The organism is Streptococcus dentapri (assembly GCF_042649885.1).
Classification (GTDB): Bacteria; Bacillota; Bacilli; order Lactobacillales; family Streptococcaceae; genus Streptococcus; species Streptococcus dentapri.
Genome location: NZ_JBHSAC010000009.1, coordinates 1 through 25,017 on the forward strand (window position 1 = coordinate 1; position 25,017 = coordinate 25,017).

At 42.0% G+C, this 25,017-nt stretch carries 18 protein-coding genes, 2 pseudogenes and 1 riboswitch; of the genes and pseudogenes, 13 read left to right on the plus strand and 7 right to left on the minus strand.

The genetic code is table 11. The features are described from left to right. Positions 1 to 93: 93 nt before the first annotated feature. From ACFOSE_RS00920 to ACFOSE_RS00935, 4 genes and pseudogenes are all read right to left on the minus strand, one after another. Entirely contained in the window at positions 94 to 921 is an 828-nt protein-coding gene (locus ACFOSE_RS00920) for a DUF4097 family beta strand repeat-containing protein (RefSeq protein WP_380429283.1), read from the minus strand. Then, positions 918 to 1,505: a DUF1700 domain-containing protein gene (locus ACFOSE_RS00925; protein WP_380429286.1), complete on the minus strand. Its 588-nt coding sequence runs from the start codon at positions 1,503 to 1,505 to the stop codon at positions 918 to 920. Before ACFOSE_RS00925 ends, ACFOSE_RS00920 begins: the two co-directional genes overlap by 4 nt. After that, on the minus strand, positions 1,492 to 1,818 hold the full coding sequence (locus ACFOSE_RS00930; protein ID WP_018030352.1) for a PadR family transcriptional regulator: 327 nt from the start codon (positions 1,816 to 1,818) through the stop codon (positions 1,492 to 1,494). Before ACFOSE_RS00930 ends, ACFOSE_RS00925 begins: the two co-directional genes overlap by 14 nt. Positions 1,819 to 1,961: 143 nt before the next feature. Further along, positions 1,962 to 3,966 (minus strand): annotated as a pseudogene (locus tag ACFOSE_RS00935) (KUP/HAK/KT family potassium transporter). Between the two features lie 150 nt (positions 3,967 to 4,116). Next, positions 4,117 to 4,341: riboswitch (FMN riboswitch) on the plus strand. 98 nt (positions 4,342 to 4,439) lie between these two features. Between ACFOSE_RS00935 and ACFOSE_RS00940 the strand changes: the two are divergent. Both ACFOSE_RS00940 and ACFOSE_RS00945 read left to right on the plus strand, forming a co-directional pair. Continuing rightward, positions 4,440 to 5,009, plus strand: a complete 570-nt coding sequence (locus ACFOSE_RS00940; RefSeq protein WP_380429290.1) for an ECF transporter S component — start codon at positions 4,440 to 4,442, stop codon at positions 5,007 to 5,009. 21 nt (positions 5,010 to 5,030) lie between these two features. After that, the gene (locus tag ACFOSE_RS00945) at positions 5,031 to 5,681 is read left to right on the plus strand and encodes a phosphatase PAP2 family protein (protein ID WP_380429293.1); all 651 of its coding nucleotides are present in this window, start codon (positions 5,031 to 5,033) and stop codon (positions 5,679 to 5,681) included. Positions 5,682 to 5,928: 247 nt separating this feature from the next. On the opposite strand, the gene ACFOSE_RS00950 is transcribed toward ACFOSE_RS00945, so the two are convergent. Then, entirely contained in the window at positions 5,929 to 7,095 is a 1,167-nt protein-coding gene (locus tag ACFOSE_RS00950) for an IS110 family transposase (protein ID WP_380429296.1), read from the minus strand. A gap of 356 nt (positions 7,096 to 7,451) precedes the next feature. On the opposite strand from ACFOSE_RS00950, the gene ACFOSE_RS00955 reads away from it, so the two are divergent. The 5 genes from ACFOSE_RS00955 to ACFOSE_RS00975 are packed head-to-tail and all read left to right on the plus strand — an operon-like array spanning position 7,452 to position 12,187. Continuing rightward, positions 7,452 to 8,354 (plus strand): cation diffusion facilitator family transporter, encoded by a 903-nt coding sequence (locus tag ACFOSE_RS00955; RefSeq protein WP_380429299.1) that lies wholly within the window; start codon positions 7,452 to 7,454, stop codon positions 8,352 to 8,354. 23 nt (positions 8,355 to 8,377) lie between these two features. Continuing rightward, a complete protein-coding gene (locus ACFOSE_RS00960; protein ID WP_380429301.1) occupies positions 8,378 to 9,310 on the plus strand; it encodes a TIGR01212 family radical SAM protein in 933 nt (310 codons plus the stop codon). Then, entirely contained in the window at positions 9,307 to 9,867 is a 561-nt protein-coding gene (locus ACFOSE_RS00965) for a tRNA (mnm(5)s(2)U34)-methyltransferase (RefSeq protein WP_380429303.1), read from the plus strand. The genes ACFOSE_RS00960 and ACFOSE_RS00965 overlap by 4 nt, the downstream gene beginning before the upstream one ends. Next, positions 9,864 to 10,124, plus strand: coding sequence for a hypothetical protein (locus ACFOSE_RS00970; protein ID WP_380429306.1), 261 nt, complete (start codon positions 9,864 to 9,866; stop codon positions 10,122 to 10,124). The genes ACFOSE_RS00965 and ACFOSE_RS00970 overlap by 4 nt, the downstream gene beginning before the upstream one ends. Positions 10,125 to 10,126: 2 nt before the next feature. Continuing rightward, the gene (locus ACFOSE_RS00975; protein WP_380429308.1) at positions 10,127 to 12,187 is read left to right on the plus strand and encodes a cation:proton antiporter; all 2,061 of its coding nucleotides are present in this window, start codon (positions 10,127 to 10,129) and stop codon (positions 12,185 to 12,187) included. A gap of 21 nt (positions 12,188 to 12,208) precedes the next feature. Here the strand turns inward: ACFOSE_RS00975 and ACFOSE_RS00980 are convergent, their stop codons facing one another. Beyond that, the gene (locus ACFOSE_RS00980) at positions 12,209 to 12,991 is read right to left on the minus strand and encodes an ABC transporter ATP-binding protein (RefSeq protein ID WP_380429310.1); all 783 of its coding nucleotides are present in this window, start codon (positions 12,989 to 12,991) and stop codon (positions 12,209 to 12,211) included. Between the two features lie 143 nt (positions 12,992 to 13,134). Between ACFOSE_RS00980 and ACFOSE_RS00985 the strand changes: the two genes are divergently transcribed. The 4 genes from ACFOSE_RS00985 (at position 13,135) to smc (ending at position 19,927) form a co-directional block, all read left to right on the plus strand. After that, positions 13,135 to 14,472 (plus strand): hemolysin family protein, encoded by a 1,338-nt coding sequence (locus ACFOSE_RS00985; RefSeq protein ID WP_380429312.1) that lies wholly within the window; start codon positions 13,135 to 13,137, stop codon positions 14,470 to 14,472. Positions 14,473 to 14,789: 317 nt separating this feature from the next. After that, entirely contained in the window at positions 14,790 to 15,596 is an 807-nt protein-coding gene (gene pflA, locus ACFOSE_RS00990) for a pyruvate formate-lyase-activating protein (RefSeq protein WP_380429314.1), read from the plus strand. 97 nt (positions 15,597 to 15,693) lie between these two features. Then, complete coding sequence (gene rnc, locus ACFOSE_RS00995; RefSeq protein WP_380429316.1) at positions 15,694 to 16,386, plus strand: ribonuclease III; 693 nt, start codon at positions 15,694 to 15,696, stop codon at positions 16,384 to 16,386. Position 16,387: 1 nt separating this feature from the next. Then, positions 16,388 to 19,927, plus strand: coding sequence for a chromosome segregation protein SMC (smc, locus tag ACFOSE_RS01000; protein WP_380429319.1), 3,540 nt, complete (start codon positions 16,388 to 16,390; stop codon positions 19,925 to 19,927). 61 nt (positions 19,928 to 19,988) lie between these two features. Here smc and ACFOSE_RS01005 read toward each other — a convergent pair. Continuing rightward, positions 19,989 to 20,473 (minus strand): annotated as a pseudogene (locus tag ACFOSE_RS01005) (glutathione peroxidase). Positions 20,474 to 20,763: 290 nt separating this feature from the next. Here ACFOSE_RS01005 and ppc point away from each other — a divergent pair. After that, positions 20,764 to 23,469: a phosphoenolpyruvate carboxylase gene (ppc, locus tag ACFOSE_RS01010; RefSeq protein ID WP_380429325.1), complete on the plus strand. Its 2,706-nt coding sequence runs from the start codon at positions 20,764 to 20,766 to the stop codon at positions 23,467 to 23,469. Between the two features lie 157 nt (positions 23,470 to 23,626). After that, positions 23,627 to 24,883 (plus strand): cell division peptidoglycan polymerase FtsW, encoded by a 1,257-nt coding sequence (gene ftsW, locus ACFOSE_RS01015; protein ID WP_380429322.1) that lies wholly within the window; start codon positions 23,627 to 23,629, stop codon positions 24,881 to 24,883. Positions 24,884 to 25,017 lie beyond the last annotated feature (134 nt).

A 25,017-nucleotide genomic window follows, 5' to 3' on the forward strand; every position in this document is an offset into this window, starting at 1 on the left:
TTTAGTATACTCCTAAACAGAGCAAAAAGCTCTTAGAAATGCAATTCCAAGAGCTTTGTCTTCAGTCTGAAATGAGGAGCTTTGCTCCTCAGTTTAATTGACCTCAATATCTCCGGTATCTCCTTCGATGGTCAGCTGACTTTTACCAGTCTTTCCTTGGATAAGGTCTGAGCTGATTTTTTTATCGCCTAAATCGACGGTGGCGGTAACGCTGGTTTCGGCCTTACTCTTTGGAGAAAGCGCAATCGCAGTATTCCCCATATCGGTGTTGACGGCTAAGGCTTTGTTAATGGTCAGGTTAGTGGCCGCTAGGTCGCCTAAATTAGTGTCTATCTTGCCTGAATCAATTTGTAGATTGTCTAAATTGAGGTTTCCTGAGTCCACCTTAATGTTTGCGTTAGACAGTAGGCTGTTTTTAATGGTTACGTCTCCCAGATCTTGTTCTAGATGAAAGGTTGAGATGGACTGATTCTCTAAGGTCAGGTTTCCTGCATCGGCATCAATGGCGACGTCTTTTAATGATGTATCCTTGGGAAGATTGATGACGAGCTTGTCGGCCTCATGATTTTGAAGCCAACCGAAGAAAGTTGTTATTTTAAAACCAATGACATCAGAGTTGTTGGTCTGATTGATGGTCAATTTGCCATCTGATAAGTCATGGGAAAAACTCTCTTTTTCCTTTTTGTAATAAATCAGACTGGCCTGTTTATCGGCTGTTCTCCTGATCTGAATGTCTTTAATTTCTGCTTTAATGGTCAAAGAGGTGACACGGTCTAAGGGGACTTCTTTTCGTTCGACCTTGCCATTTAAAGACCGTATGCCTCTGACCCCTCCGGCGGAAATACCGAAGCCAATAAGAAGGCTTCCCAGCAGTGCGCATCCTAAAGCTGATATGAGTAAAATACGATGTGATTTTTTCATGATTTTTTACCTCCTTTAATAAGCCACTGAATAAAAGAAATCATGATGAATTGAGACGCTTTAGCCAAGTGATAGGTCAATATGGCCAGCAGAATCGCAAGACCAATACTCAAAAAACTGCTCCCCAGACCGATGGCTAAGGCTGGTAAATCAAAGGTGAGCTGTGTCAGGCTTTCCCAAAGAAGGGCAAAACCTGTGACGAGGCTTGCCAAACTCAGAGTAGCTAGGGTGAGCAGCAGGGCAAAAATCACAATAACCAGAGTAAGCAGCAAGACTAAGATAACAATCAATAGCGGCAGAGCGACAGGTAACGCTAAAATCGCTAAAAGTGCAATCCAAAGGATATTTTGGGTGTTCTTTGAAGCGCTTCTATCAGCTTCACCCATTCTTTTTCCGAGAAGATTACTTAAGATTTCGTGGGCTGCTTCCTTGGGATTACCCAAATCTGCAATGACTTGAGCTTCGTTTTCAGGGCCTGCTTCATCAAAGTATTCTGCGAAATAGTCCATAGCCTCATCATAGTCCTGTTTTGGCAATTTTTTTAAGTACTTATGCAGTTTTGCTAAATATTCAGTTCTTGTCATGGCGAATGCTCCCTTCCGTGATGCCGTCAATTTTTGCCTTGTAGGCAGACCATTCTCCGCGGAGGAATGTTAATTGTCTGATACCTGACTCTGTAATAGAGTAGTACCTGCGTTTCCTGCCTTGGTATTGCTGGGAGTAGGTGCTGAGAAAGCCCGCTTTTTCCAAGCGCTTCAAGATAGGGTAGAGGCTGGATTCTTTAATATCCGCTAAGAGTTTAATGGTTTGGCTGATTTCATAACCGTAGGAATCCTGCTGCTCTACAATGGCTAAAATGAGGTATTCAATAAGAAGTGCTGATGTTGGAAAATACATAGTAACCTCCTTATGTAAAATTTTAATATATAAATATTTTATATATTAAGTATAAGTTATTTTGATAGGCTTGTCAATCGTTATATATAAAATTTTTACATATTATTTTGGGTATTAAAAAAAGAATCCCGTTAGGATTCTTTTTAGATGGTGTCGATGATTTCGGAAGATTTAGCCTCAGTAATCTGAAGATTCTTAACATCCGATAAGACAATTGGCACGATTTCGGTTGTCACTTCTGAAAACTGGAGGCCAAACCATTTGCTTGGTGAGGCGGTGAAGTGCTTAATAGCGGCCTTGGTCTGTAAAATAAAGCGATCAAAGGGGTTCATTTGTCCGCCTTTGGCTAGGCGCTCTTCAAGTATAATGAAGCGGAAATCCCCAACTTGCCTGCCTGGAGTGATGGTGTAAGTTTGGTCTTGCTTAGGGAGACGCCCAGAGGACATGAGGTCATTAACAATCGTTCTGAGGTATCGAGGAACTTCCTGACGCATCCGGAAGCCAAGGAAAAGCTCCAGACGGACAATGTAGTCAGTCCCCATCATGTCCGCTTTGTATTCTGCGGTATAAGGTTCATCAGTAACTTTGACATTGACAAACCAATACACGCGAGCTCTTTTAGGGCGTTTATCCAAAATGGAATACAGAATAGAGCGGTCAATCATGGTGTCATCCATGCGATTGGTCAGATAAATCACATTGGTCTGAAAGAGATCGTAATGCTCATCCTTCCGAAGCTGACCGAGTTGGTCTTTGAAGTCTCTTAAGTCAAGGGATTTGACATATTTAAAAATGATTTGGTTGGCCTTATACCAAATGTACATGAGCGATAAAATGAGGGCCGCTAGGATAACAACAACGTAGCCACCGTGCATAAACTTAACCGCTGAGGCGATAAAGAAGATGATTTCAATCAGAGCAAAGATGGACATGAGCAGATGGGCATGGGAGGCTTTAATTCCTCTTCGGATAAGATAGAAGGTCAGCAGGATAGTTGTCATTAACATGGTGATGGTAATAGCTAAGCCATAAGCTGCTTCCATATGGGCTGAAGTTTGAAAATGAAGGACAGTCGCAACAGTCGCCAGCCAGAGCGACCAGTTGATAACCGGAATATAGAGCTGGCCTAGATTTTGTCCAGGATAGGTAACCTTGAAACTTGGGAAAATTTTAAGGCGAATGGCTTCTGAGACCAGAGTGAAGGAGCCAGAAATGAGGGCCTGAGAAGCGATGATTGCTGCCAAGGTGGCAATGGTAACAGCGAAGATACTTAAAGAGGAAGGGATGGAAGCGAAGAAGGGGTTGTGCACCTCACTAGCAGACTGATGGTCTAAAATCCAGGCTCCCTGTCCAAGGTAGGAAAGCATGATACAGGCTTTGACAAAGGGCCAACTGACATAGATATTACCGCGTCCCACATGGCCTAAATCAGAATAGAGAGCTTCTGCCCCTGTTGTTGCCAAAAAGATTGATCCTAGAATAAAAATGCCTTTTTTATTGTCAGGGCTGAGAAGGAGTTCAATGGCATAGTAAGGATTGAAGGCTCTCAGAACCTCTAAGTGAGAAAAGGTGTTGATCAAGCCGGTTACTCCCAAGGAGGCAAACCAGAGCAACATCACAGGTCCAAAAACTTTGCCGATAAAACCTGTACCATATCTCTGAATGGAGAAAATAAGGGTCAGGATAAAAATGGTTGTGATGACGACGAGCGTTTGATCGCTGTAAAGCTGACTAAGTGCGGGGACACCTTCAAGCCCTTCAATAGCAGAAGTGACTGTCACAGCTGGGGTCAGGGCACCGTCAGACAGGAGAGTAGCCCCTCCCGATCATGGCTGGAATAATCAGCCAGGGAGCCATCTTTCGGACCAAGGTATAAAGGGAAAAGATACCACCCTCGTGATGGTTATCTGCCTTTAAGGCGATAATCACATACTTGACAGTCGTTATAATAGTCAGTGTCCAAAAAATAAGTGAAATAGCCCCTAGAATAAAGGCATCGGAAACCTGGTGGATGCCTCCTTGATTTTCTACCAAGGATTTCATGGTGTATAAGGGACTGGTTCCAATATCACCGTAAACCACACCGAGTGCAATGATAAAGCCGGCCTTATTAGCCTTATCAAAGGCTGACGATTGATGTTGCTGCATTCTATGCAACCTCCAAAATGCAAATCTAGCAAAAGCTGGACTCATTATAGCAAAAAAAGAGCAGGGACAACAGCTCTTTTTCTAAATTTCTGAAAAATCATTTTTCGGAGCTAGAAGACTTGTTATTCCCATCGTTTTTTGGTATGCTTATTGTGTCTTCAGGGCAGGGTGAGATTCCCGACCGGCGGTGATTTTTTTGCCGTTGACAATCTTTTGGTCTATCTTTGTCAGCTGGGCTTGCCTGCTTTAGGTATGTCTGTGCTGTCTCATCTAGGCAAAATGGTTGTCAGCTAAGCAGGAGAAAAGTCCGCGAGCGTAAGCTGATGTGGTGTGATTCCACAACCGACAGTATAGTCTGGAAGGGAGGAGACAAGGTTTTTGCTATACAAAAAGAATGGATTATTGTATCTTTTCTATTTTTGTCTATCGAAATGCTTCGCCTCCTTCAATTTGGAAAAATTGGAGGAATTTTTATGTCTACAACAACTCACACAACGCGTCGTTTGGCTTACATTGCTATTTTGTCAACGGTGTCTTTCTTGCTCATGTATGTGCAGTTTCCGCTGATCCCGGGAGCAGATTTTTTGCAGTTTGAGTTTTCAATCCTACCGGTCTTGCTCGCTCTGGTTATTTTTGATCTCAAGTCTGCCTTTGCAGTTTTGACCTTGCGAACATTGCTAAAATTTTTGCTCAACAATGGTGGTGTTGGGACACTCATAGGCCTGCCGATGAACTATATCGCCTTGAGCCTCTTTGTGTTCGCTTTGGCGCTCATTTGGAAGAAAAAACAGACGGTAGCTTCTTACATTTTAGCTGGGCTAGTCGGAACCTTGGCTTTAACAGCTGCTATGTTCTTGCTTAACTATGTTTATGCGGTTCCTTTATATGCGGCATTTGCTCACTTTGATATTAAAACCATGCTTGGTTTAGGCAATTATCTATTTATGATGGTCATTCCTTTTAACCTACTGGAAGGTCTGATTTTCTCTGTTAGCTTCGCTGCTCTTTACGCAGCTATTAGACCAATCATCGCGAAATTATAAAGATGTGCTATAATATCCATTATGAAAAATAAACAAGTCTATTTACTACGAGCCAGTTTTACAGTTTTAATTTTTGTACTGCTCGGCTATATTGTGAAATTCTATCCCGATGTCATTGAGGGCTTTGATAGGTCGGTACAATCAGCTATTCGCGGGAATCTACCGGATCCTTTGACCAGTTTTTTTAAGACCATTACCATTCTTGGTAATCCGGTGGTTCAAATCCTTCTCATAGCCTTGTTATTTGTCCTTTTCTTATGGAAAAAGTGGTACGCTGAAGCAGGTTTTATAGTTTCCAGTGGAGCAGTTGCCGGTTTGTTTATCTTGACTTTAAAAAATCTTTATCAGCGTCCTCGGCCAGAGCTTTCACAATTGGTCGAAGCTCATGGTTATTCTTTTCCTAGTGGCCATTCACTGTGCTTGATGATGATTTTTGGAAGTTTGATTATTATTGCTCACCAACGTATTCAAGCGCAAAATAGTCGTCGTCTTGTCGAAACAGTGTTAGGTTTGCTGATACTCCTAGTAGGCTTTTCCCGCATCTATTTAGGGGTTCATTACCCGACTGATGTCTTAGCGGGCTTTGTGCTAGGCTATGGCATGATTAATCTAATCTATCCTTTTTACAATCAAAAACGCTTCGAATGGCGTTTTCAGAGCAAGCAGAGATAAGAAAATATTTAGTAAGAGGCTGAGACCAAAGTCCTGCCTTTTTTGTTTTGTTCTAGCTTTACCATAATAACGAAAGGGGCAATTGGCAATCCTTATCCCTTGCTAGGCAAGCGATAGCGGTCAAGCTAATCAACTGTACAAAAAAAGTCAGGACGACAAAATCGAAATTGCGATTTTATACGAAAACTTCAAAAAAGCGTAAAAATTCCTCCCTTATGGTATACTAAGAGTGAAATTTTCTGGATTGTTAGCTCGTCTCTAACAATCTTTTTTGTGTCTTATGATAGTCGTGATAGGTTTGGTTAGTGGCTAATAAGTGATAAGCTAATTTCAAAAGGGTATGAGCGATAGCGATGGTGGCTTTCTGACTTCCTCGTCTGGATTGAATCTGGTGAAATTTTTGTGCAATAGGTTTTCCCTTTTGCCTTCTGACCGCAAAGACAGACTGGCAAAGGCAACGTTTGAGATAGGAATTACCGTGGCGAATCTTGGTGCTTCGTTTCTTGCCAGCGCTCTCGTTGTTGCCTGGACACAGTCCAGCCCAGGAGGCTAGGTGCCCCGCTGTAGGGAATTGTGTCATGTCAACGCCAACTTCGGAGATGAAGACAGCGGCTGTCCCTTCATCAATTCCTGGAATGGAATCCAATATCTCCAATTCTCTTTGAAATTGCTCTAGATAACTGTCGATACGGTCTTCCAATTTCTTGATCTTTTGGTCAAACACATCATAAATATCGAGGGCTTCTCGTAAAAGAAAACGGAAATGATTTGAGAAATAACCATCCAGAGCCTGCAAGAGTTGAGGCACTTTCCTTTTGAGCGAAGTGTAGACCGCTTTTGATACGGTCTTGGCGTCCATTACTTCACCTTCGCACAAGAGTTCTAAAAGATTGCGACCTGACTTTCCCATGATATCTTCGATATAGGTCGTTAGCTTGATGCCACCAGACTGCAGGATTTTGTGGATACGATTGACTTCTTTGGACCGAGATTCCACGTAAAACTTACGCTGTCTGGTCAAGTCTCGCAATTCTTGAATGGTTTCATCTGGCACAAAACTTTTAGGCAATAAGCCAATGCGAGTGAGCTTGGCAATCCAAAAGGCATCTTTCTTATCGGTTTTCTGACCAGGGATAGCCTTCATATGAGCTGGATTGGCTAAAATCAACTCAAAATCATGGCACAGGGCATGCCAGACAGGTTTCCAATAGACACCAGTGCTTTCCATACCGACAGCTTGAACCTGAAAAGTCAGGAGAAATTGGCGGCATTGCTCAAGGCCAGCAGAGGTTGTATCAAAGCGTGCTTCCTCACGTTTTGGACGAGTTGTGGTGAGTGAGCCATGCAGAACACAGACGACAATGTTAGATTGGTGGACATCAATTCCAGCGCAGGATTCGTAAAGGATATCCATAACGATGTTCCTCCTTCTAAAAAATGGAGAGCTTATCTACTGATTTGTAAAGTCGTATTTTTATACTCATGCTTAAAGCGATATTTTGGGGTCCTCGTCAGCAGAGTGGATTAGTTTGTCCCTCGATAGCGTTATCAATAAATCACCAACCACAAAGCCCTCACTAGGATTATACACCTAGCGAGGGCTTTTAAGCTTGTTTTCATTTTTCTGTGGGTGATTGCACAACAATCATCGCGGTTTGTCCCAGTTTCTTTTAATAAAACGTCTTGTTGATAGGCTGGACCATGATATAATAAAAGAAGATGAATAAGAAGTTGAAACTTAAATTTTAAGATTCATCAAAGGAGCTGATTATGGCTGATGATAAAAAACATTCCCACCATCATAATTTAACAGGGCAATCGACAGGGCGCATTTTTATAGCTTTTCTATCCAATTTTGTTTTTGCCATTATTGAAATGATTTTTGGCGGTATTTTTAATTCTAGTGCCATCTTGGCAGATTCTGTTCATGATTTTGGCGATGCTTTAGCTATCGGTCTGTCTTATTATTTTGAGCGCCTGTCTAAGCGCAGAAGTGACTACAAATATACCCTTGGATACTGGCGTTTCAGTCTTCTGGGAGCTTTGTTGACGGCGGTTATTCTCATTATGGGCTCTGTCTTGGTTCTATTTGAAAATGTGCAAAAATTAATGAAACCTGAGCCGGTTAACTACAACGGAATGTTGGTTCTTGGTTTGATCGCAATTGCTGTTAATATTGTGGCCAGCTATGTTTTAAACAGTAAGGAATCCGAACATGAGTCCATTTTAAGTCTGCATTTCTTGGAAGATATTTTAGGCTGGCTGGCTGTGATTGTGGTTTCCTTGGTGCTTAGGTTCACTAATTGGTATATTCTTGATCCGCTTTTGTCAATAGCCATTTCACTCTTTATTTTGAGTCAGGCTTTGCCAAAATTTATGAAGAATATCGTTGTTTTTTTGGAGCATGCGCCTACAAATTATAATATTCAAAAGCTAGAGTCAGAAATCTTAGATTTGGAATGGGTACAGGCCATTAACCAGTTTAACCTTTGGTCTTTAGATGGTCGGCAAAATATTGCCATGATTCATGTATTGGTTAGTCCGGATTGTGATGAAGCTTTGCTTAAAGACCGTGTTCACCATCTTTTCCACACCTATGATATCGTTGAGTCGGCTGTTGAATGCGATCACTCAACTTTTCAGCATCTCCATCACAGTCCCTATGCAAAATAGTCTAAAATGTTATAATAAAAGCTATGAAAAAACGTTACAATACGGTCAACGATTATTACCGTAAACTTTTTGACGAAAAAATTTTTAAACTTCCTATCGATGCAGGATTTGACTGTCCGAATCGTGATGGTACGGTTGCCCATGGCGGCTGTACTTTTTGTACGGTATCGGGATCAGGTGATGCGATTGTAGCACCTGAAGCTCCTATTCGTGAGCAGTTCTATCATGAAATTGATTTCATGCACCGCAAGTGGCCAGAGGTTAAAAAGTATTTGGTCTATTTTCAAAATTTCACTAATACTCACGATAAAGTCGAGGTGATTCGTGAACGTTATGAACAGGCAATCAACGAACCCGGTGTGGTCGGCATCAATATCGGAACCCGGCCGGACTGTTTGCCAGATGAGACCTTAGCCTATTTGGCTGAATTGTCCCAACGTATGCACGTTACCGTAGAACTTGGCTTGCAGACAACCTATGAAGCGACATCCGAGTTGATTAACCGAGCGCATAGTTATGAACTCTATGTCGAGACTGTCAAACGCATTCGTCAGCAGGCGCCAAAAATCGAGATTGTCTCCCACCTCATCAATGGCCTTCCGGGTGAAACCCACGAGATGATGCTGGAAAATGTTCGTCGCTGTGTGACGGATAATGATATTCAAGGCATCAAGCTCCACCTCCTTCACCTTATGACCAATACCCGGATGCAGAGAGATTACCATGAAGGCCGCTTGCAGCTGCTCAGCCAAGAAGACTATGTCTCTATCATCTGTGACCAGCTGGAAATTATCCCTGAGGATATTGTCATTCATCGCATTACTGGTGATGCTCCCAGAGAGATGCTGATTGGTCCTATGTGGAGTCTTAACAAGTGGGAAGTGCTAAATGCCATTGATAAGGAAATGGAGCGACGGGGATCTTATCAGGGCTATCGCTTGGAGGAAAACTTATGATCAAACGTCCTATCCACCTCTCCCATGACTTTTTGGCAGAGGTTCTAGACAAGGATAGTATTGCGGTGGATGCCACTATGGGCAATGGCAATGATACAGCCTTTCTGGCCAGATTGGCTAAGGCTGTCTATGCCTTTGATGTGCAGGAGCAAGCGCTGCAAAAAACCAAGGAACGTTTAGAACAGCTTGGTCTTGATAACGCCCAGCTCATTTTAGACGGACACCAAAATATTGATAAATATATGGATGAACCCATCCGAGCAGCTATTTTCAATCTAGGTTATCTGCCGTCAGCAGACAAAACGATTATTACCAAGCCTGATACGACGCTGGAAGCGATTGAGAAAATACTTAGGCGCCTTCAGCTTGGTGGCCGTATGGCTATTATGATCTACCACGGACATGAAGGCGGAAGCAGTGAAAAAGAGGCCGTTCTGAACTATGTCAAACAACTGCCTCAGGAAGCCTTTACCGCCATGTGCTACCAGCCCCTTAATCAGATTAATACACCGCCGTTTTTGGTGATGATTGAACGTCTAAAGGAGAAAACAGAATGAGAACCTTGTCGCTTAATGAAAAACTGGCTCAGATGAGAGCCAAATATTTAGATGACGATCACTACTATCAGGACGATCAGCTATCTGAACAAGATGTCAAAAAGTCTATCGCCATTAAGAAGAAGTTGGTCCAATTAGAATCTATCCGCTGTCAGAAATTACGTGCAGGTGATAATCTGACTTTGATTGATGATAAGATTGCTAAATTGAAAAAGGATTTTCAATCACGTGAAGACCATACTGACCGAAGGAGGTAGTCGTGACGTTACCCTTATTGATTATCACCTTTTTATTCACCCTCATTTTTTCGAATATCCTAAACCGCATTTTCCCAAAACTCCCCTTACCCTTAATTCAGATTGTATTGGGGATTATTATCGGCTTAGCTAACCAAAGGACAGGTTTTTCTTTAAATACTGATTTGTTTCTGGCCTTGGTCGTGGCTCCTTTATCATTCAGGGAAGGACAAGAAAGTGATTTATCTAGCTTTTTGAGGTATCGAAGTATCATTACTTACTTAATCCTGCCAACGGTTTTTGTCACGGCTATTTTTCTAGGGTTAGCAGCTCACTTTCTTTTGCCAGCCAGTATTTCAATGGCTGCCTGTTTTGCTCTAGGCGCAGCGTTAGGACCAACTGATGCTGTTGCTTTTATTTCGCTTTCCAAACGCTTTGCTTTTCCCAAGCGTCTTGAAGATATCCTTAAAATGGAGGGCTTACTGAACGATGCCAGCGGTCTGGTTGCTTTTCAATTTGCCACTGCCGCTATGCTCACAGGGGCTTTTTCCTTGAGTCAGGCCAGCATCAAACTTCTCTTAGCGATTAGTGGCGGGTTCTTAATCGGCCTATTTTTTGCCCTTCTTGACCGCTTGCTTATTATTTTATTGGAGCGGTTTGATGCCGCAGATGTCACAGGAACGCTTTTGCTAGAGCTGTCTCTGCCTATTGTTTCCTATCTTGTGGCCAATCTTTTTGATGTTTCAGGTATTATTGCTGTCGTGATTGCTGGACTTTCTCAGGCCAGTCGTCGGAAGGGAATCAATCTTTTTGATGCCGAGGTTGATCGTGTCGGACAAGTTGTCTGGAATACGGTCAGCTTTCTTTTAAACGGTTTCGTCTTTATCATTTTTGGCTATGAATTAACACGAATTGTTGAACCGGCCTTAAGCAATCCTCTTATCAGTAATCAGAGGTTAATGCTGCTGGTCAGTCTTTTTACACTTTTGCTTTTTCTGATACGTTTTATGATGATCAACCTTCTTTTTGCTTATCGTTATTGGCGGGAGAAGGAAAGGAAGCGTTATAGTTTTCGCAACAGTCTGATTCTCACGTTTTCCGGTGTTAAGGGAACCATGTCAATTGCGACCATCTTGCTTTTGCCACAAATAGGCTCTTACGAGTACAGCTTGATTTTGTTTACCGTCGGTTCCGTCACGCTGTTGAGTTTCTTAATGGGGGTCTTGGTTCTGCCTCTTATTGCACCGCCCAAACAAGAAGAGGCTGATATTGATCATCTTGCTCTGGTAGCTATTTTAAATGAGGTTGTCGACTTATTGGAAGAAGACTTGAGTCAGACAGATCAAAAATTACCACTTTATATGGCTATCGATACGTATAATGAGCGCATTAAGCATTTGATTTTAGAGCAAGAAAGCAAAGGCGTCAAACAAGAATTAGCTTATTTGCAGCTGATGATTCTCGAAGTTGAGAGTGACGGTCTTGAGTATGCCTATCAGGAAGGTCAAGTTAATATTGATGAGTACCGTATTTATCAGCGCTATCTAAAATATCTGGAGCGCCGTATCAACCGGGGGCTTGTTTCCAGTTTTTATTATTTCACACTGGTCAGTCTGCGGATTGGTCGACTCTTAATCCGTGAATTCTTTACTTTGGTGCCAACCCTGCGTCGCTTCCTTAAAGGAAAATCTTCAGTTAGACGTTTGAATCGGAAAACGAAAGAAAATCTGTCTCATCTCTACCTTTCAAATACAGAATTGGTTCTAGAAAGTCTGGAAAACTTAGAAGGGGTCTACAATCAGTCTTTAATTGCTTTTTTACAGAGGTCCAGATTGCAGGAAGCACAAATTATTGAATCAGGCCTTTTTGTGGAACGGATTATTGCCCGTTTAAGACCGGATAATAGCGATGAAATGCTGAGGGGGTTTTATCTTGAGCGTAAGGTCATTGCTGAATATGAGCGTAAACGTGTGATTAGCAAGCGGTTTGCAAAACGTCTGCGTAATAATGTCAACAACCTCGAAAGCTTTTCTCTGAAAGAAAGCAATGATTTTATACCTCTTGATTTGACTGCTTCTAACTAAAAAACGGCCTTGGCCGTTTTTTTATAATTCAGGTTTGATGAAGAAGCGTTCCTCGTCAATTGGGATGATGCGCACCTGATGGTCATAAAAATCAGATAGGCATTCTTGGCTGATAATGTCTTCTTTTTTGCCTTGAGCGGCAATGCCACCATTTTTCAAGAGGAGGATATGATCCATTTTTTTGGTGATTTCTTCGGCATGATGGGTCACATAGATGACCAAGGGAGCGTGGGGCAGTTCTGTGATGTGATCGACCTGTTGCAGCAGTTTTTCACGGGCGAATAGATCAAGTCCGCTGGTCGCTTCGTCCAAAATGATAATATCAGGTGCTTCCATCAGACTGCGGGCGATGAGCAGGAGTTGTTTTTCCCCTTGGGAAAGGCTGGCGTAAGTTCGGCCGATGAGGTGCTGACCGCCGATGGCTGTCAGCATATCCCGCGCCTGATTTAGTTCTGTTTCACCGTAGGCCTTGTAGAGGATGCTGCTCTTGTACTTCCCTGTCAGAACAATTTTCTCGGCCAGCATCTGCTTGGGCAGCCGCTCTGCGATAAACGAGCCGACAACTCCGATTTTTTGGCGCATATCAGGAATATCTCCCTGACCAAATGTGGTGCCAAGAATTTCAACTTCCCCTTCAGAAGGCCAATATTCAGCCATAATGAGCTTTAAAAGCGTCGTCTTGCCGGATCCGTTGAGCCCTAGAATAGCCCAGGTCTGACCTTTCTCAACACGCCAGTTCAGGTTCTTTAGCAGGGTTTTGCCCTGTCTTTTTAACGAAACATTTGTCATTGAAATGAGCGGCATATCAATCCCCTTTTATGTAAAATCAACTATATTATAGCATAAAAGCCTGCTCTTTTTTTGAAAGAATAGGTGACTTTTTGGACACGCTTTTTGAAAATATGCTATAATATTGGCACTATATCAATTTAGGAGAAACCATTCTAATGGAAGACCCGAGCAGTCAGAACATGCTTTTTCAATTTATCTTATTAATCCTTTTAACCTTGTTAAATGCTTTTTTTGCCGCTTCTGAGATGGCTTTGGTATCGCTCAACCGTTCGCGTGTGGAACAAAAGGCGCAAGAAGGGGATAAAAAATATATCCGTCTTATCAAGGTACTGGATAAGCCTAATAATTTCCTCTCAACGATTCAGGTCGGAATTACTTTTATCGGTCTCTTACAAGGGGCTAGTTTGTCAGCTTCGCTAGGAAGTGTCATTGCTTCTTGGTTCGGTGGTTTGGCTTGGGCACAGACCCTTGGCTCAGCCATCTCTTTGATTTTTTTGACCTACATTTCTATCGTGCTTGGTGAACTTTATCCCAAACGCATTGCCTTAAATTTGAAGGACAATTTGGCCGTTGTCTCTGCTCCGATTATTGTGGTGCTTGGTAAACTGGTCAGTCCTTTCGTCTGGCTCCTGTCAGCTTCCACTAACCTGCTCAGTCGCATGACTCCGATGACCTTTGATGATGCAGATGAGAAGATGACTCGTGATGAGATTGAGTATATGCTTACCAATAGTGAAGAGACCTTGGATGCTGAAGAAATTGAAATGCTTCAAGGGATCTTTTCTCTCGATGAGCTCATGGCGCGTGAAGTTATGGTACACCGGACAGATGCCTTTATGGTAGACATCAATAATGAGCCTCAGGAGATTATTAAAGAAATTTTGAAGAAGAATTTCTCCAGAATTCCGGTATACGATGATGATAAGGATAAGATCATCGGTCTCATTCATACCAAGAAGTTGTTAGCGGCTGGGGTTGAAAATGGTTTTGAGAATATCAACCTCCGTCGGATTTTGCAGGAACCTCTCTTTGTGCCCGAAACTATTTTTGTCGATGATTTGCTAAAAGAACTGCGCCGGACGCAGAATCAAATGGCAATCTTGCTGGATGAATACGGTGGGGTTGCTGGTCTTGTTACTCTGGAAGACTTACTGGAAGAGATTGTCGGTGACATTGACGATGAGACAGATAAGGCTGAGGTTGAGGTTCGTGAAATTGATAAGGATACTTATATTGTTCTAGGAACCATGACCTTGAATGATTTCAATGAACATTTTGGTACTGAACTGGATAGTGACGACGTTGATACAATCGCTGGTTTCTATCTGACTGGCGTTGGTAACATTCCATCTCAGGAAGAAAAAGAGAGCTTTGAGCTCGATAGCGGTCAACACCATCTCCAATTGATTAACGATAAAGTTAAAGAGGGACGGGTAACAAAAGTTAAGGTTATCATCAGTCCTGTCCAAGTAGAAAAGGAAGATGAAGAGTAAAGAGAGTGGGACAATCGATAAATTGTGATACAATCGCAATTTATCGATTTTGTCATCCCGCCTTTTTCTGCACAGTTGATTAGGTTGCCAGCTATCACTTGCTTAGCAAGGGATAAGGACTGCCAATCAACCTTTACCTTAATCTGGTAAGCTAGAGCAAAACAAAAAAGGCAGGACTTTTGTCCCAGCCTCTTTTATGACTTCAAATGACTTGTTGGATTTCTTTTTTATATTTCTGCTCAATGCTCTTATCTGGCTTTTTAAAAATAAAAAGGATATAATTAATAGTATAAAAACGTTTACAAGGAAGGATTGTTATGGGAGCAGAAATCGACTACCGTCAAGTAACTGGTATGATTCATTCAACAGAGAGTTTTGGAACGGTTGATGGGCCCGGAGTGCGTTTTGTCATCTTTATGCAAGGCTGCAAAATGCGCTGTCAATATTGCCATAATCCTGATACTTGGGAGATGGAGACTAATATGTCAACAGAACGAACGGTGGATGATGTGCTCAATGAAGCCCTTCGTTATAAGGGCTTTTGGGGAGATAAGGGAGGTATCACTGTTTCAGGTGGTGAGGCCATGCTCCAGATTGAATTTGTAACGGCTCTTTTTACAGAAGCCAAAAAATTGGGAATTCATTGTACATTGGATACTTGTGGCTTTGCCTATCGTCCTACTCCTGAGTATCATGAAATTGTTGACAAACTATTGGCAGTGACGGATCTGGTTTTGCTGGATCTCAAAGAAATCAATCCCAAACAACACATGATTGTAACGCGCCAACCTAATAAGAATATCTTGCTTTTTGCTCAGTACCTTTCCGATAAAAAAATCCCTGTCTGGATTCGTCATGTTTTGGTCCCTGGTCTGACCGATTTTGATGAGGATTTGATTGAATTGGGGAAATTTGTAGAAAAACTGGATAATGTTGATAAATTTGAAATTTTGCCTTATCATACTTTGGGAGAATTCAAGTGGCACGAACTGGGGATTCCTTATACCTTAGAAGGTGTTAAACCGCCTACCAAGGAGCGGGTGCAAAATGCCAAAGAATTGATGCATACAGAGTCTTATAAGGACTACCTCAATCGTGTCAATCAAACACAAGCTCAAGGTTAAAAAATTATAAAGCTAGGACAAAAGTTCTGGCTTTTTTGATATAATAGAAAGGCCTATTTTGAAGGCAGACTTAATTTTTAATTAGAAAAGGTAAACTATGGAAATTTTAGAAAAAAAATTAGCGTCAGATTTTGGAATTGTTTTTGACAATAAATCTCTCCTGCAAACTGCTTTTACTCATACTTCTTATGCCAACGAGCATCGTTTCCTAAACATTTCACATAATGAGCGTTTGGAATTTTTAGGAGACGCCGTTCTGCAATTAGTAACTTCCCGCTATCTTTTTGAGAGATATCCTGAAAAACCGGAGGGAGATCTTTCTAAGATGCGTTCGATGATTGTTCGTGAGGAAAGCCTAGCAGGCTTCTCACGCGATTGTGGTTTTGAAGAACATATTAAGCTCGGTAAAGGGGAGGAGAAATCTGGTGGTCGCAATCGTGAGACAATATTGGGAGATTTGTTTGAAGCCTTTTTAGGAGCCCTTTATTTAGATAAGGGACTGGATACTGTTGAAAAGTTTTTGGATCAGGTTATGATTTCTAAGGTTGAAGCGGGAGAATACGAGCGTGTTAAGGACTACAAGACAGCTCTGCAGGAAGAACTACAGGTTAAGGGAACGGTCCTGATTGAGTATCGCATCGTCGCAGAGGATGGGCCTGCCCATGAGAAGGTGTTTGATGTTGTTGTATCCGTCGATGGAAAAAACCTTAGCCAAGGAAGGGGCAAGTCAAAAAAGCTGGCAGAGCAGGATGCTGCCAAAAATGCCCTAGCACAACTAGGACGGGGTTAGTATGTTTCTAAAAGAGATCGAAATGCAGGGGTTTAAATCATTTGCAGATAAAACCTGTGTTGAATTTGACCGTGGGGTGACAGCAGTTGTCGGTCCCAATGGTTCTGGAAAATCAAATATCACAGAAAGTTTGCGCTGGGCTTTGGGAGAGTCTTCAGCTAAGAGTCTGCGTGGCGGCAAGATGCCTGATGTTATCTTTGCTGGAACTGAAAATCGCAGCCCCTTAAATTTTGCTCAGGTCAGTGTTTTACTGGATAATTCGGACCATTTTATTGAAGGTGCGGAAGATGAAATCCGTGTTGAACGTCATATTTACCGCAATGGTGACAGCGATTATTTGATTGATGGGAAAAAGGTTCGTCTGCGTGATATTCATGATCTTTTCATGGATACTGGTCTAGGACGTGATTCTTTTTCGATTATTTCTCAGGGTCGGGTTGAAGCCATTTTCAATAGCAGACCAGAAGAACGCCGTGCGATATTTGAAGAAGCTGCTGGGGTTCTCAAGTATAAGACCCGCAAAAAGGAAACCCAGCAAAAATTAGATAAGACTCAGGATAACTTGGACCGTCTAGAAGATATCGTCTATGAATTGGAAGGCCAGATGAAGCCCTTAGAAAAGCAAGCGCAGACAGCCAAGCAATTTCTTATCCTAGATGAGGAACGTAAAGACTTAAATCTTAATATCTTAATTGAAGATATTAAGACTTTTAGATCTAATCTGGATGATAGGCAGGGGCAGCTGGAACAGGTCAAAGGAGACCTTAAAGCTTACTATGAGCAGCGTAATCGTCTGGAAACAGAAAATCAAAAGCTCAAAGAACGCCGACAAAGTTTGTCAAAGGAAATGGATCAAAAACAGGCCGATCTGCTTGAAGTAACCCGTCTGATTGCAGATTACCAACGCCAAATAGAAGTTATTTCGCTGGAATCCAACCAAAAGGCTGAGAAACAGGCCGATGCTGAGAGCCTCTTAGCCAATTTGGAGGAGCAAAAGCAAGATTTGGTGCAGGCGATTGCCGATAAGCAGGCTCAAGAGGCAAGTCTGGCTGGGAAATTGGCAGCTTTGAGAGAGCAGATTGCTGATCTTGAGAAGGAATTGTCACGTTTTTCAACAAGACCCGATCAAATTATAGATGGTCTCCGTGAAGATTTCGTCGGTCTTATGCAAGAGGAAGCCAATCTCTCTAATCGTCTGACTGCTCTGCAATCAGATATTGAGCAAGAAGAACAAGCAAGGGCGGAAGAGTCGGCTGAGCGTCAGCAACTGATCAAAGATTTGGCTCAGACTAAGGAGAAAGCTCAGGCAGCCCTCGATGTCTTCCGAGCGGCTCAGGCTAAGGTTAAAGAACTTCTGGAGACTTATCAAGATCAGGCTAGAGAAGCTGAACAGGCCAGAGCTCATTATCGCGAACAACAGGGTAATATGTTTGCTCTTATAGATCAGATTAAGGAAAAAAAAGCCCGTCAGAGAAGTCTGGAAGCTATCCAAAAAAATCACAGCAATTTCTATGCTGGAGTTAAGGCGGTTCTCCAACAAGCTGAAAAGCTGGGAGGAATAATCGGAGCAGTCTCTGAGCATCTGTCTTTCAATCCAGACTACCAGACTGCTCTGGAAATTGCTCTGGGTGGCAGTAGCCAGCATATCATCGTAGAAGATGAGGCGGCAGCCAAGAGAGGAATAGATTTTCTGAAACGTCATCGTCAGGGGCGGGCAACTTTTCTGCCCTTGACCACTATTAAACCGCGCCGGATGGCAGAGCATAATTTAGATAAAATTCAAGCTGCTTCCGGATTTCTGGGATTGGCTAGTGACTTGGTGGAGTTTGATCAAAAACATATCAATATATTTCAGAATCTCTTGGGTGTCACTGCGATTTTTGATACGATTGACCATGCCAATAAGGCTGCTCGTGCGGTTCACTATCAGGTACGGTTAGTGACTTTGGATGGCACCGAATTGCGACCGGGCGGCTCCTTCTCAGGTGGTGTCAACCGCAACAACAATACAACCTTTATCAAACCAGAATTGGATAATTTAACTGCTGATTTGAACAAGCTAAGAGAGCGTTTGAACGAGCAGGAAACCTTGGTAGATGGACTGAAAATGACTCTGTCGCAAAAGGAAGAGGCACTAACGACTCTCAAGGACGCTGGTGAGGCCGCTCGTTTGGAAGAGCAAAAGACTGATTTAGCCTATCAGGGTCAAGCTGATCGTCTGGCGGATTTGAACAAAGTCTTTAATGGCTTATCGGATGATGATCAGAAATCTAACTCCACTAGCCTATTAGCGGAGAAAGATAAAGCAGAAACTGCTTTGGCTGATATCCTTAAACAAAAGAAACATGTGCAAGCGCAGTTAGACAAAATTAAAGATGATAAGGACACAATCACTTCCGAGGTCAACCGGTTAACAGACGAATTGTCTCAGACCAGATTGTCAGAGCGTGAAATCATTGGTGAGGAACGTTTTGCTCAAAATGAGCTTAGACGTCTTCAATTAGACTTTGCGGATCTTGAAAAAGAAATTGCAACAACTACTCAAGTTCTTAGTGCTCAGGCCAGTGATCTATCGGAGGATCAGGTACCAGCATTGGCTAAACAGCTAGAAGAGACTCAAGAGCGTAAGACAGAACTTGAAACGAGCCTGATTCGCCTGCGCTTTGAAGTTGAGGATTGCGATGGACAGTTGGATGACCTCGAGGAGCAGGTACAGACTGCAGGTAAGCGCAATGAAGAATTAATTCGGCGTCAGGCTCACTTGGAGGCCGAGATTGAAAGTTTATCAGATAAGCTCCGAGGTTTTGCTCGTCAATTATCGGAAGACTACCAAATGAGCTTTGAGCAGGCTATCCAGCAAGCTAATCCTGTAGAGGATTTACCAGCAGCTAGGCAGCAACTGACCAGTCTCAACCGCCAAATTAAAGCTCTGGGAGCAATCAATTTAGAGGCGATTGAGCAGTATGATGAAGTCAGCACGCGCTTAGAATTCCTTAATAGTCAGAAATCGGATTTAATTGAAGCTAAAAATCTTTTATTAAATACAATTAGTGATATGGACGATGAAGTTAAATCGCGTTTCCATACTACTTTTGAAGCTATTCGTGAGAGTTTCAAGCAAACCTTCGTTCAAATGTTTGGCGGGGGTTCGGCTGACTTGATTCTCACAGAGAGCGATTTACTAACGGCTGGTGTAGAGATTTCTGTTCAACCGCCGGGTAAGAAAATTCAGTCCCTTAATCTGATGTCAGGCGGGGAGAAGGCTCTCTCAGCTCTCGCTTTGCTCTTTGCGATTATCCGTATCAAGACAATTCCTTTTGTTATCCTCGACGAGGTAGAAGCAGCCCTTGATGAGGCTAATGTCAAACGCTTTGGGGACTATCTCAACCGTTTTGATAAGTCCAGTCAGTTTATTGTCGTGACTCACCGCAAAGGGACTATGGCAGCTGCGGATAGTATCTATGGTGTAACCATGCAGGAATCAGGTGTTTCTAAGATTGTCTCTGTCAAACTTAAAGATGCTGAGGAGATGTTGGACTAAAGGATCTTTTATAATAATAAAAAGCCGTACTCATATGGCCCTTTACTTAGGATGATTATTCCTAGTGAGGGAACAGATATGAGTGGGCTTTTTTATAACAATTTTCGATAGCTGCTGTAATTTCTGCTGACTTCTTTTTGGAAGAAAAACGTTGGCCATTGTCTTTTCGATCGATTAAAAATTTGGAAAAATTCTATTCAATACGCTTATTTATAGGTCCAACAGCTTGATCTTTACCCCTTGATAAAGGGGACTGAATTTTTTTCCATCTACTTTGATCTTAGCAAAGCGTGGGAAGGTCGTGTTGTAGTTAAGAGTGCAGAAATTATTGACCTCTTGAGCGCTGCCGAAAGCTTACCCCATATATTGATTACAGAGGAAATCGAGGATTTCAAATCCTTGATCTTGGTACTTATCATATAGAGCTTGTAATCCTTGGTATTGTGGAGTCAGTCCTGCCATTTTGACAAGGAGAACACCTGTTCCTCATTAATCTAAGGGCACAGTAATCCCATCTTGTCCAGCCACAGTAAAATCATAAATCATTATTACAAAATCTCCGGTCTTTTCTACACTTTATTAAAGTGGGGAGAATGTTTTGGTTTAGGAGAAAAATTATAAGAGCTTAAAAGATAGAATCCGAACAGTATCCATTAGTATTTGAAAAAGGCTTTAGTTTTCTCTCTGAAAGTGATATGATTAGAAAGTATTATGCTAAGTTGAATAAAGGAGCAATGATTGTGACGATAAAAAAACTTGAAGCTAGTAGTGATCAGAACATTATTACCGAGGAAGTGCAGATTCTAAAGGGAATTTTGGAAGATACCACGCGCCAAATGATTGGGGACGAAGCTTTTTCCAAAATTCAAAGACTCATTGACCTATCTTACAAAGAGGAGTATGGGGAACTAGAAAAAGTCATCCATGAGATTTCTAATGATGAGATGGTTGTCATTGCGCGCTATTTCTCTATTTTACCCATGTTGATCAATATTTCTGAGGATGTGGACTTGGCTTATGAAGTCAACCATCAAAATAATACCGATATGGACTATCTTGGGAAAATTTCGACAACCATTGATTTGGTAGCTGAAAAGGAAAACGCTCAAGATATTCTCCAGCATGTCAATGTTGTGCCAGTGTTGACAGCCCATCCTACTCAGGTTCAACGTAAGACCATGCTTGAGTTAAACAATAAGATTCATGAACTCTTGCGTAAACACCGTGATGTTAAATTGGGTCTGATCAACAAGGATAAGTGGCAGGCAGATTTGCGTCGCTATATTGAAATTATGATGCAGACCGATATTATCCGAGAACAAAAACTCAAGGTGACCAATGAAATCACTAATGTCATGGAGTACTACAACACTTCTCTCATCAAGGCTATTACCAATTTGTCGTCTGAATATCAGCGTCTGGCTGCAGAACGCGGAATTGTCTTGGAAAATCCTAAGCCGATTACTATGGGGATGTGGATCGGTGGGGACCGCGATGGGAACCCTTATGTAACAGCTGAAACCCTTCGTATATCGGCTACCGTTCAGAGCGAAGTCATCTTGAATTATTATCTTGAAAAGCTCAATGTCCTCTATCGCAGTTTTTCACTTTCCACTCACTTAACTAAGACCTCAGATGCCGTGAAACGTCTAGCAGAGCTTTCAGATGATAAATCGGTTTATAGGGAACATGAGCCTTATCGTAGAGCTTTTAGTTATATCCAGTCCAAGGTGACTCAGACCTTGCTTGAGCTCCACACACACGACCTTGGCCAACTTCATGTTAATAAGAATAGAATCAATATAAGTAATAATGTCATCGCTAATTATGTTCAAGGTCAGCTAGCTCATGTGGCCGCAGAATTAGAAGAAGATAAACCTGCTTCTTATAAGACAGCCCAAGAATTTAAGGCTGATTTATTGGCGATACGAGATTCCCTTTTGAATAATGGGGATGATGCTCTGCTGACAGGGGATTTTGAAGAACTTTTACAGGCAGTGGAAGTTTTTGGCTTCTACTTGGCTAGTATTGATATGCGTCAGGATTCCAGTGTTCAAGAAGCCTGTGTGGCAGAATTGCTCAAGTCAGCCAACATTGTGGATGATTACAGCAGTCTCTCCGAAGAAGAAAAGTGTCAGGTTCTAGTTAAAGAACTTTTGGAGGATCCACGTACGCTATCGTCAACTCATGTTGAAAAATCAGAGCAGTTACAAAAAGAATTAGCTATTTATCAGACAGCGCGTGATATGAAGGATCTGCTGGGAGAAGATGTCATTAAGCAACATATCATTTCTCACACCGAAAGTGTTTCCGATATGTTTGAGTTGGCTATTATGCTCAAAGAAGTCGGTTTGATTGATAAGGATTCAGCTCGCGTGCAAATTGTGCCTCTTTTTGAAACGATTGAGGATTTGGATAATGCCACAGCCATTATGGAAAACTATCTGGCTTATGATATTGTCCAAAAATGGATCGCTTCTAAAGACAACTATCAAGAAATTATGCTGGGTTACTCGGACAGTAATAAAGACGGTGGCTATTTGGCATCTGGTTGGACACTTTATAAGGCACAAAATGCTCTGACGAAAATTGGTCAAGATCGTGGTATTAAAATCACTTTCTTCCATGGTCGCGGCGGAACAGTTGGTCGCGGTGGTGGTCCTTCTTATGAAGCTATCACTTCACAGCCTTTCGGATCTATCAAAGACCGCATCCGTTTGACTGAACAAGGAGAAGTGATAGGTTATAAATATGGCAACAAAGATGCTGCTTACTACAATCTCGAAATGCTGGTATCAGCAGCTGTCAACCGTATGGTAACGCGCATGATTGCAGATCCTGATGAAATTGATGGTTTCCGAGACGTCATGGATGACATCGTGTCGGATTCGGATCTTATCTACCGTGAGTTAGTTTTCGATAATCCTCATTTCTACGATTATTTCTTTGAAGCTAGCCCTATTCGAGAAGTATCCAGTCTCAATCTTGGTTCTCGCCCAGCTGCCCGCAAAACTATCACCGAAATTTCAGGTCTACGTGCTATTCCTTGGGTCTTCTCTTGGTCACAAAATCGGATTATGTTCCCGGGTTGGTACGGTGTCGGCTCAGCCTTTAAACACTTTATTGAGGCAGAAGAAGGCAATCTCGCTAAATTGCAACACATGTATAAAACTTGGCCTTTCTTTAATTCTCTTTTATCAAATGTTGATATGGTCTTGTCCAAGTCTAATATGAATATAGCTTTCCAATATGCCCAACTGGCAGAATCACAGGAAGTTCGCGATGTCTTTAACATCATTCTTGATGAGTGGCAGTTGACCAAAAATGTTATTTTGGCCATTGAAGAACATGAAGCACTTTTAGAAGAGTATCCATCGCTCAAGTCTAGTTTGGACTACCGCCTACCTTACTTCAATGTATTGAACTATATTCAAATTGAGCTGATCAAACGTCTGCGTAATGAGGGGTTGGATGAAGATACTGAAAAACTTATCCATATCACCATCAATGGTATCGCGACCGGACTGCGTAACTCAGGTTGATGACTAAAAAGGTTTTGGAAAACCATTCTAAGACCTTTTTAAATGATTATCAATCTTGGAGAAACTGTCCCTGCTCACTCAGGTGTTCAATCTTTTAATTTGCTGCTAAACATGATATACTTTTTAAAGATATGTAAGCTAAGTGATTGGAGAAATCATGAAAATTGATAAGAAGCACCTGCTGAATTATTCGATAGTAATTCCTTATTTAGTGCTATCTGTGATCGGCTTGATTGTTGTTTATTCAACAACCAGTGTTACTCTCATTAAGTATAATTTAAATCCATTTAATTCGGTTTTAAATCAGGGAGCTTTTTGGGTTGTAAGTATGCTGGCCATCACCTTTATTTACCGATTAAAATTAAACTTTTTAAAAAACAAACGCATCTTGTCCATAGCTCTTTTTATTGAAGTCATTTTGCTAGTCATTGCCAAGTTCTTCTCGGAGGAAATCAATGGGGCCAACGGTTGGATTTCCCTTGGTCCTATTACCTTTCAGCCTGCTGAGTATTTGAAGTTAATTATGGTCTGGATGCTGGCCTTCACCTTTTCTAGACGGCAGAATGATATTGAAGTTTATGACTATCAGGCCCTGACTCGAAGACGTTGGTATCCGCGTTCATTAGATGATTTGAAGGATTGGCGTGTTTATTCCCTCATAATGGTTGGTTTGGTTGTTATCCAGCCTGACTTAGGAAATGCTGCTATCATCGTTTTGACGGGTATCGTCATGTTTGCAGTTAGCGGGGTGGGTTACCGTTGGTATGTTGCTCTCATGGGAACTATCGCTGGGATATCAGCGCTCTTTCTAGGAATCATTGGGACAGTCGGTGTCAAGACTATGGCTCATGTTCCTGTCTTTGGTTATGTCGCTAAACGCTTCAGCGCCTTCTTTAATCCTTTTAAAGACTTAACTGATTCAGGTTTGCAGCTGGCCCATTCTTATTACGCTATGAGCAATGGCGGTTGGTTCGGCCGCGGTCTAGGCAATTCCATTGAAAAGAACGGCTATCTCCCTGAGGCGACAACTGACTTCGTCTTTTCTATCGTTATTGAAGAACTAGGGTTCATTGGTGCCGGTTTGATTTTAGCACTAGTCTTTTTCCTCATCTTGCGTATCATGCTGGTCGGTATTAAGGCCAAGAATCCCTTTAATTCAATGATGGCTCTAGGAATTGGTGGTATGATTTTGATGCAGGTCTTCGTCAATGTCGGAGGAATATCAGGACTGATTCCATCAACAGGAGTTACCTTCCCCTTTCTATCGCAAGGGGGGAATAGTCTCTTGCTCTTATCTGTAGCTATCGGTATTGTACTCAATATTGATGCCAATGAAAAACGTGAAGAGATTTATCAAGAAGTGACCGAAGAAATTCACCGCAGCGGAACTCAAGAATTTAAAGTGATTAGCTAGAAAGTGAAACCAAAATAGTTGAATATTAGCTGAAAAATTTAGAAAAGTACCCTGCTTAAGCAGGGTACTTCAGACCGAAGACAAACTTCTTTTTGGAGGTTTGTCTTTTTTGGTGTCTCTTATCTTTAAGATGA

Coding starts and splice junctions, on each gene's coding strand:
- ACFOSE_RS00950 (WP_380429296.1), bottom strand. CDS start 7,095: ATGGATATCCTTTACGAATCCTGCGCTGGAATTGATGTCCACCAATCT.
- smc (WP_380429319.1), top strand. CDS start 16,388: ATGTTTCTAAAAGAGATCGAAATGCAGGGGTTTAAATCATTTGCAGAT.
- ACFOSE_RS00925 (WP_380429286.1), bottom strand. CDS start 1,505: ATGACAAGAACTGAATATTTAGCAAAACTGCATAAGTACTTAAAAAAA.
- ACFOSE_RS00970 (WP_380429306.1), top strand. CDS start 9,864: ATGAGAACCTTGTCGCTTAATGAAAAACTGGCTCAGATGAGAGCCAAA.
- ACFOSE_RS00945 (WP_380429293.1), top strand. CDS start 5,031: ATGAAAAATAAACAAGTCTATTTACTACGAGCCAGTTTTACAGTTTTA.
- ACFOSE_RS00965 (WP_380429303.1), top strand. CDS start 9,307: ATGATCAAACGTCCTATCCACCTCTCCCATGACTTTTTGGCAGAGGTT.
- ACFOSE_RS00960 (WP_380429301.1), top strand. CDS start 8,378: ATGAAAAAACGTTACAATACGGTCAACGATTATTACCGTAAACTTTTT.
- ppc (WP_380429325.1), top strand. CDS start 20,764: ATGATTGGGGACGAAGCTTTTTCCAAAATTCAAAGACTCATTGACCTA.
- ftsW (WP_380429322.1), top strand. CDS start 23,627: ATGAAAATTGATAAGAAGCACCTGCTGAATTATTCGATAGTAATTCCT.
- ACFOSE_RS00940 (WP_380429290.1), top strand. CDS start 4,440: ATGTCTACAACAACTCACACAACGCGTCGTTTGGCTTACATTGCTATT.
- ACFOSE_RS00985 (WP_380429312.1), top strand. CDS start 13,135: ATGGAAGACCCGAGCAGTCAGAACATGCTTTTTCAATTTATCTTATTA.
- ACFOSE_RS00980 (WP_380429310.1), bottom strand. CDS start 12,991: ATGCCGCTCATTTCAATGACAAATGTTTCGTTAAAAAGACAGGGCAAA.
- ACFOSE_RS00920 (WP_380429283.1), bottom strand. CDS start 921: ATGAAAAAATCACATCGTATTTTACTCATATCAGCTTTAGGATGCGCA.
- ACFOSE_RS00955 (WP_380429299.1), top strand. CDS start 7,452: ATGGCTGATGATAAAAAACATTCCCACCATCATAATTTAACAGGGCAA.
- rnc (WP_380429316.1), top strand. CDS start 15,694: ATGGAAATTTTAGAAAAAAAATTAGCGTCAGATTTTGGAATTGTTTTT.
- pflA (WP_380429314.1), top strand. CDS start 14,790: ATGGGAGCAGAAATCGACTACCGTCAAGTAACTGGTATGATTCATTCA.
- ACFOSE_RS00930 (WP_018030352.1), bottom strand. CDS start 1,818: ATGTATTTTCCAACATCAGCACTTCTTATTGAATACCTCATTTTAGCC.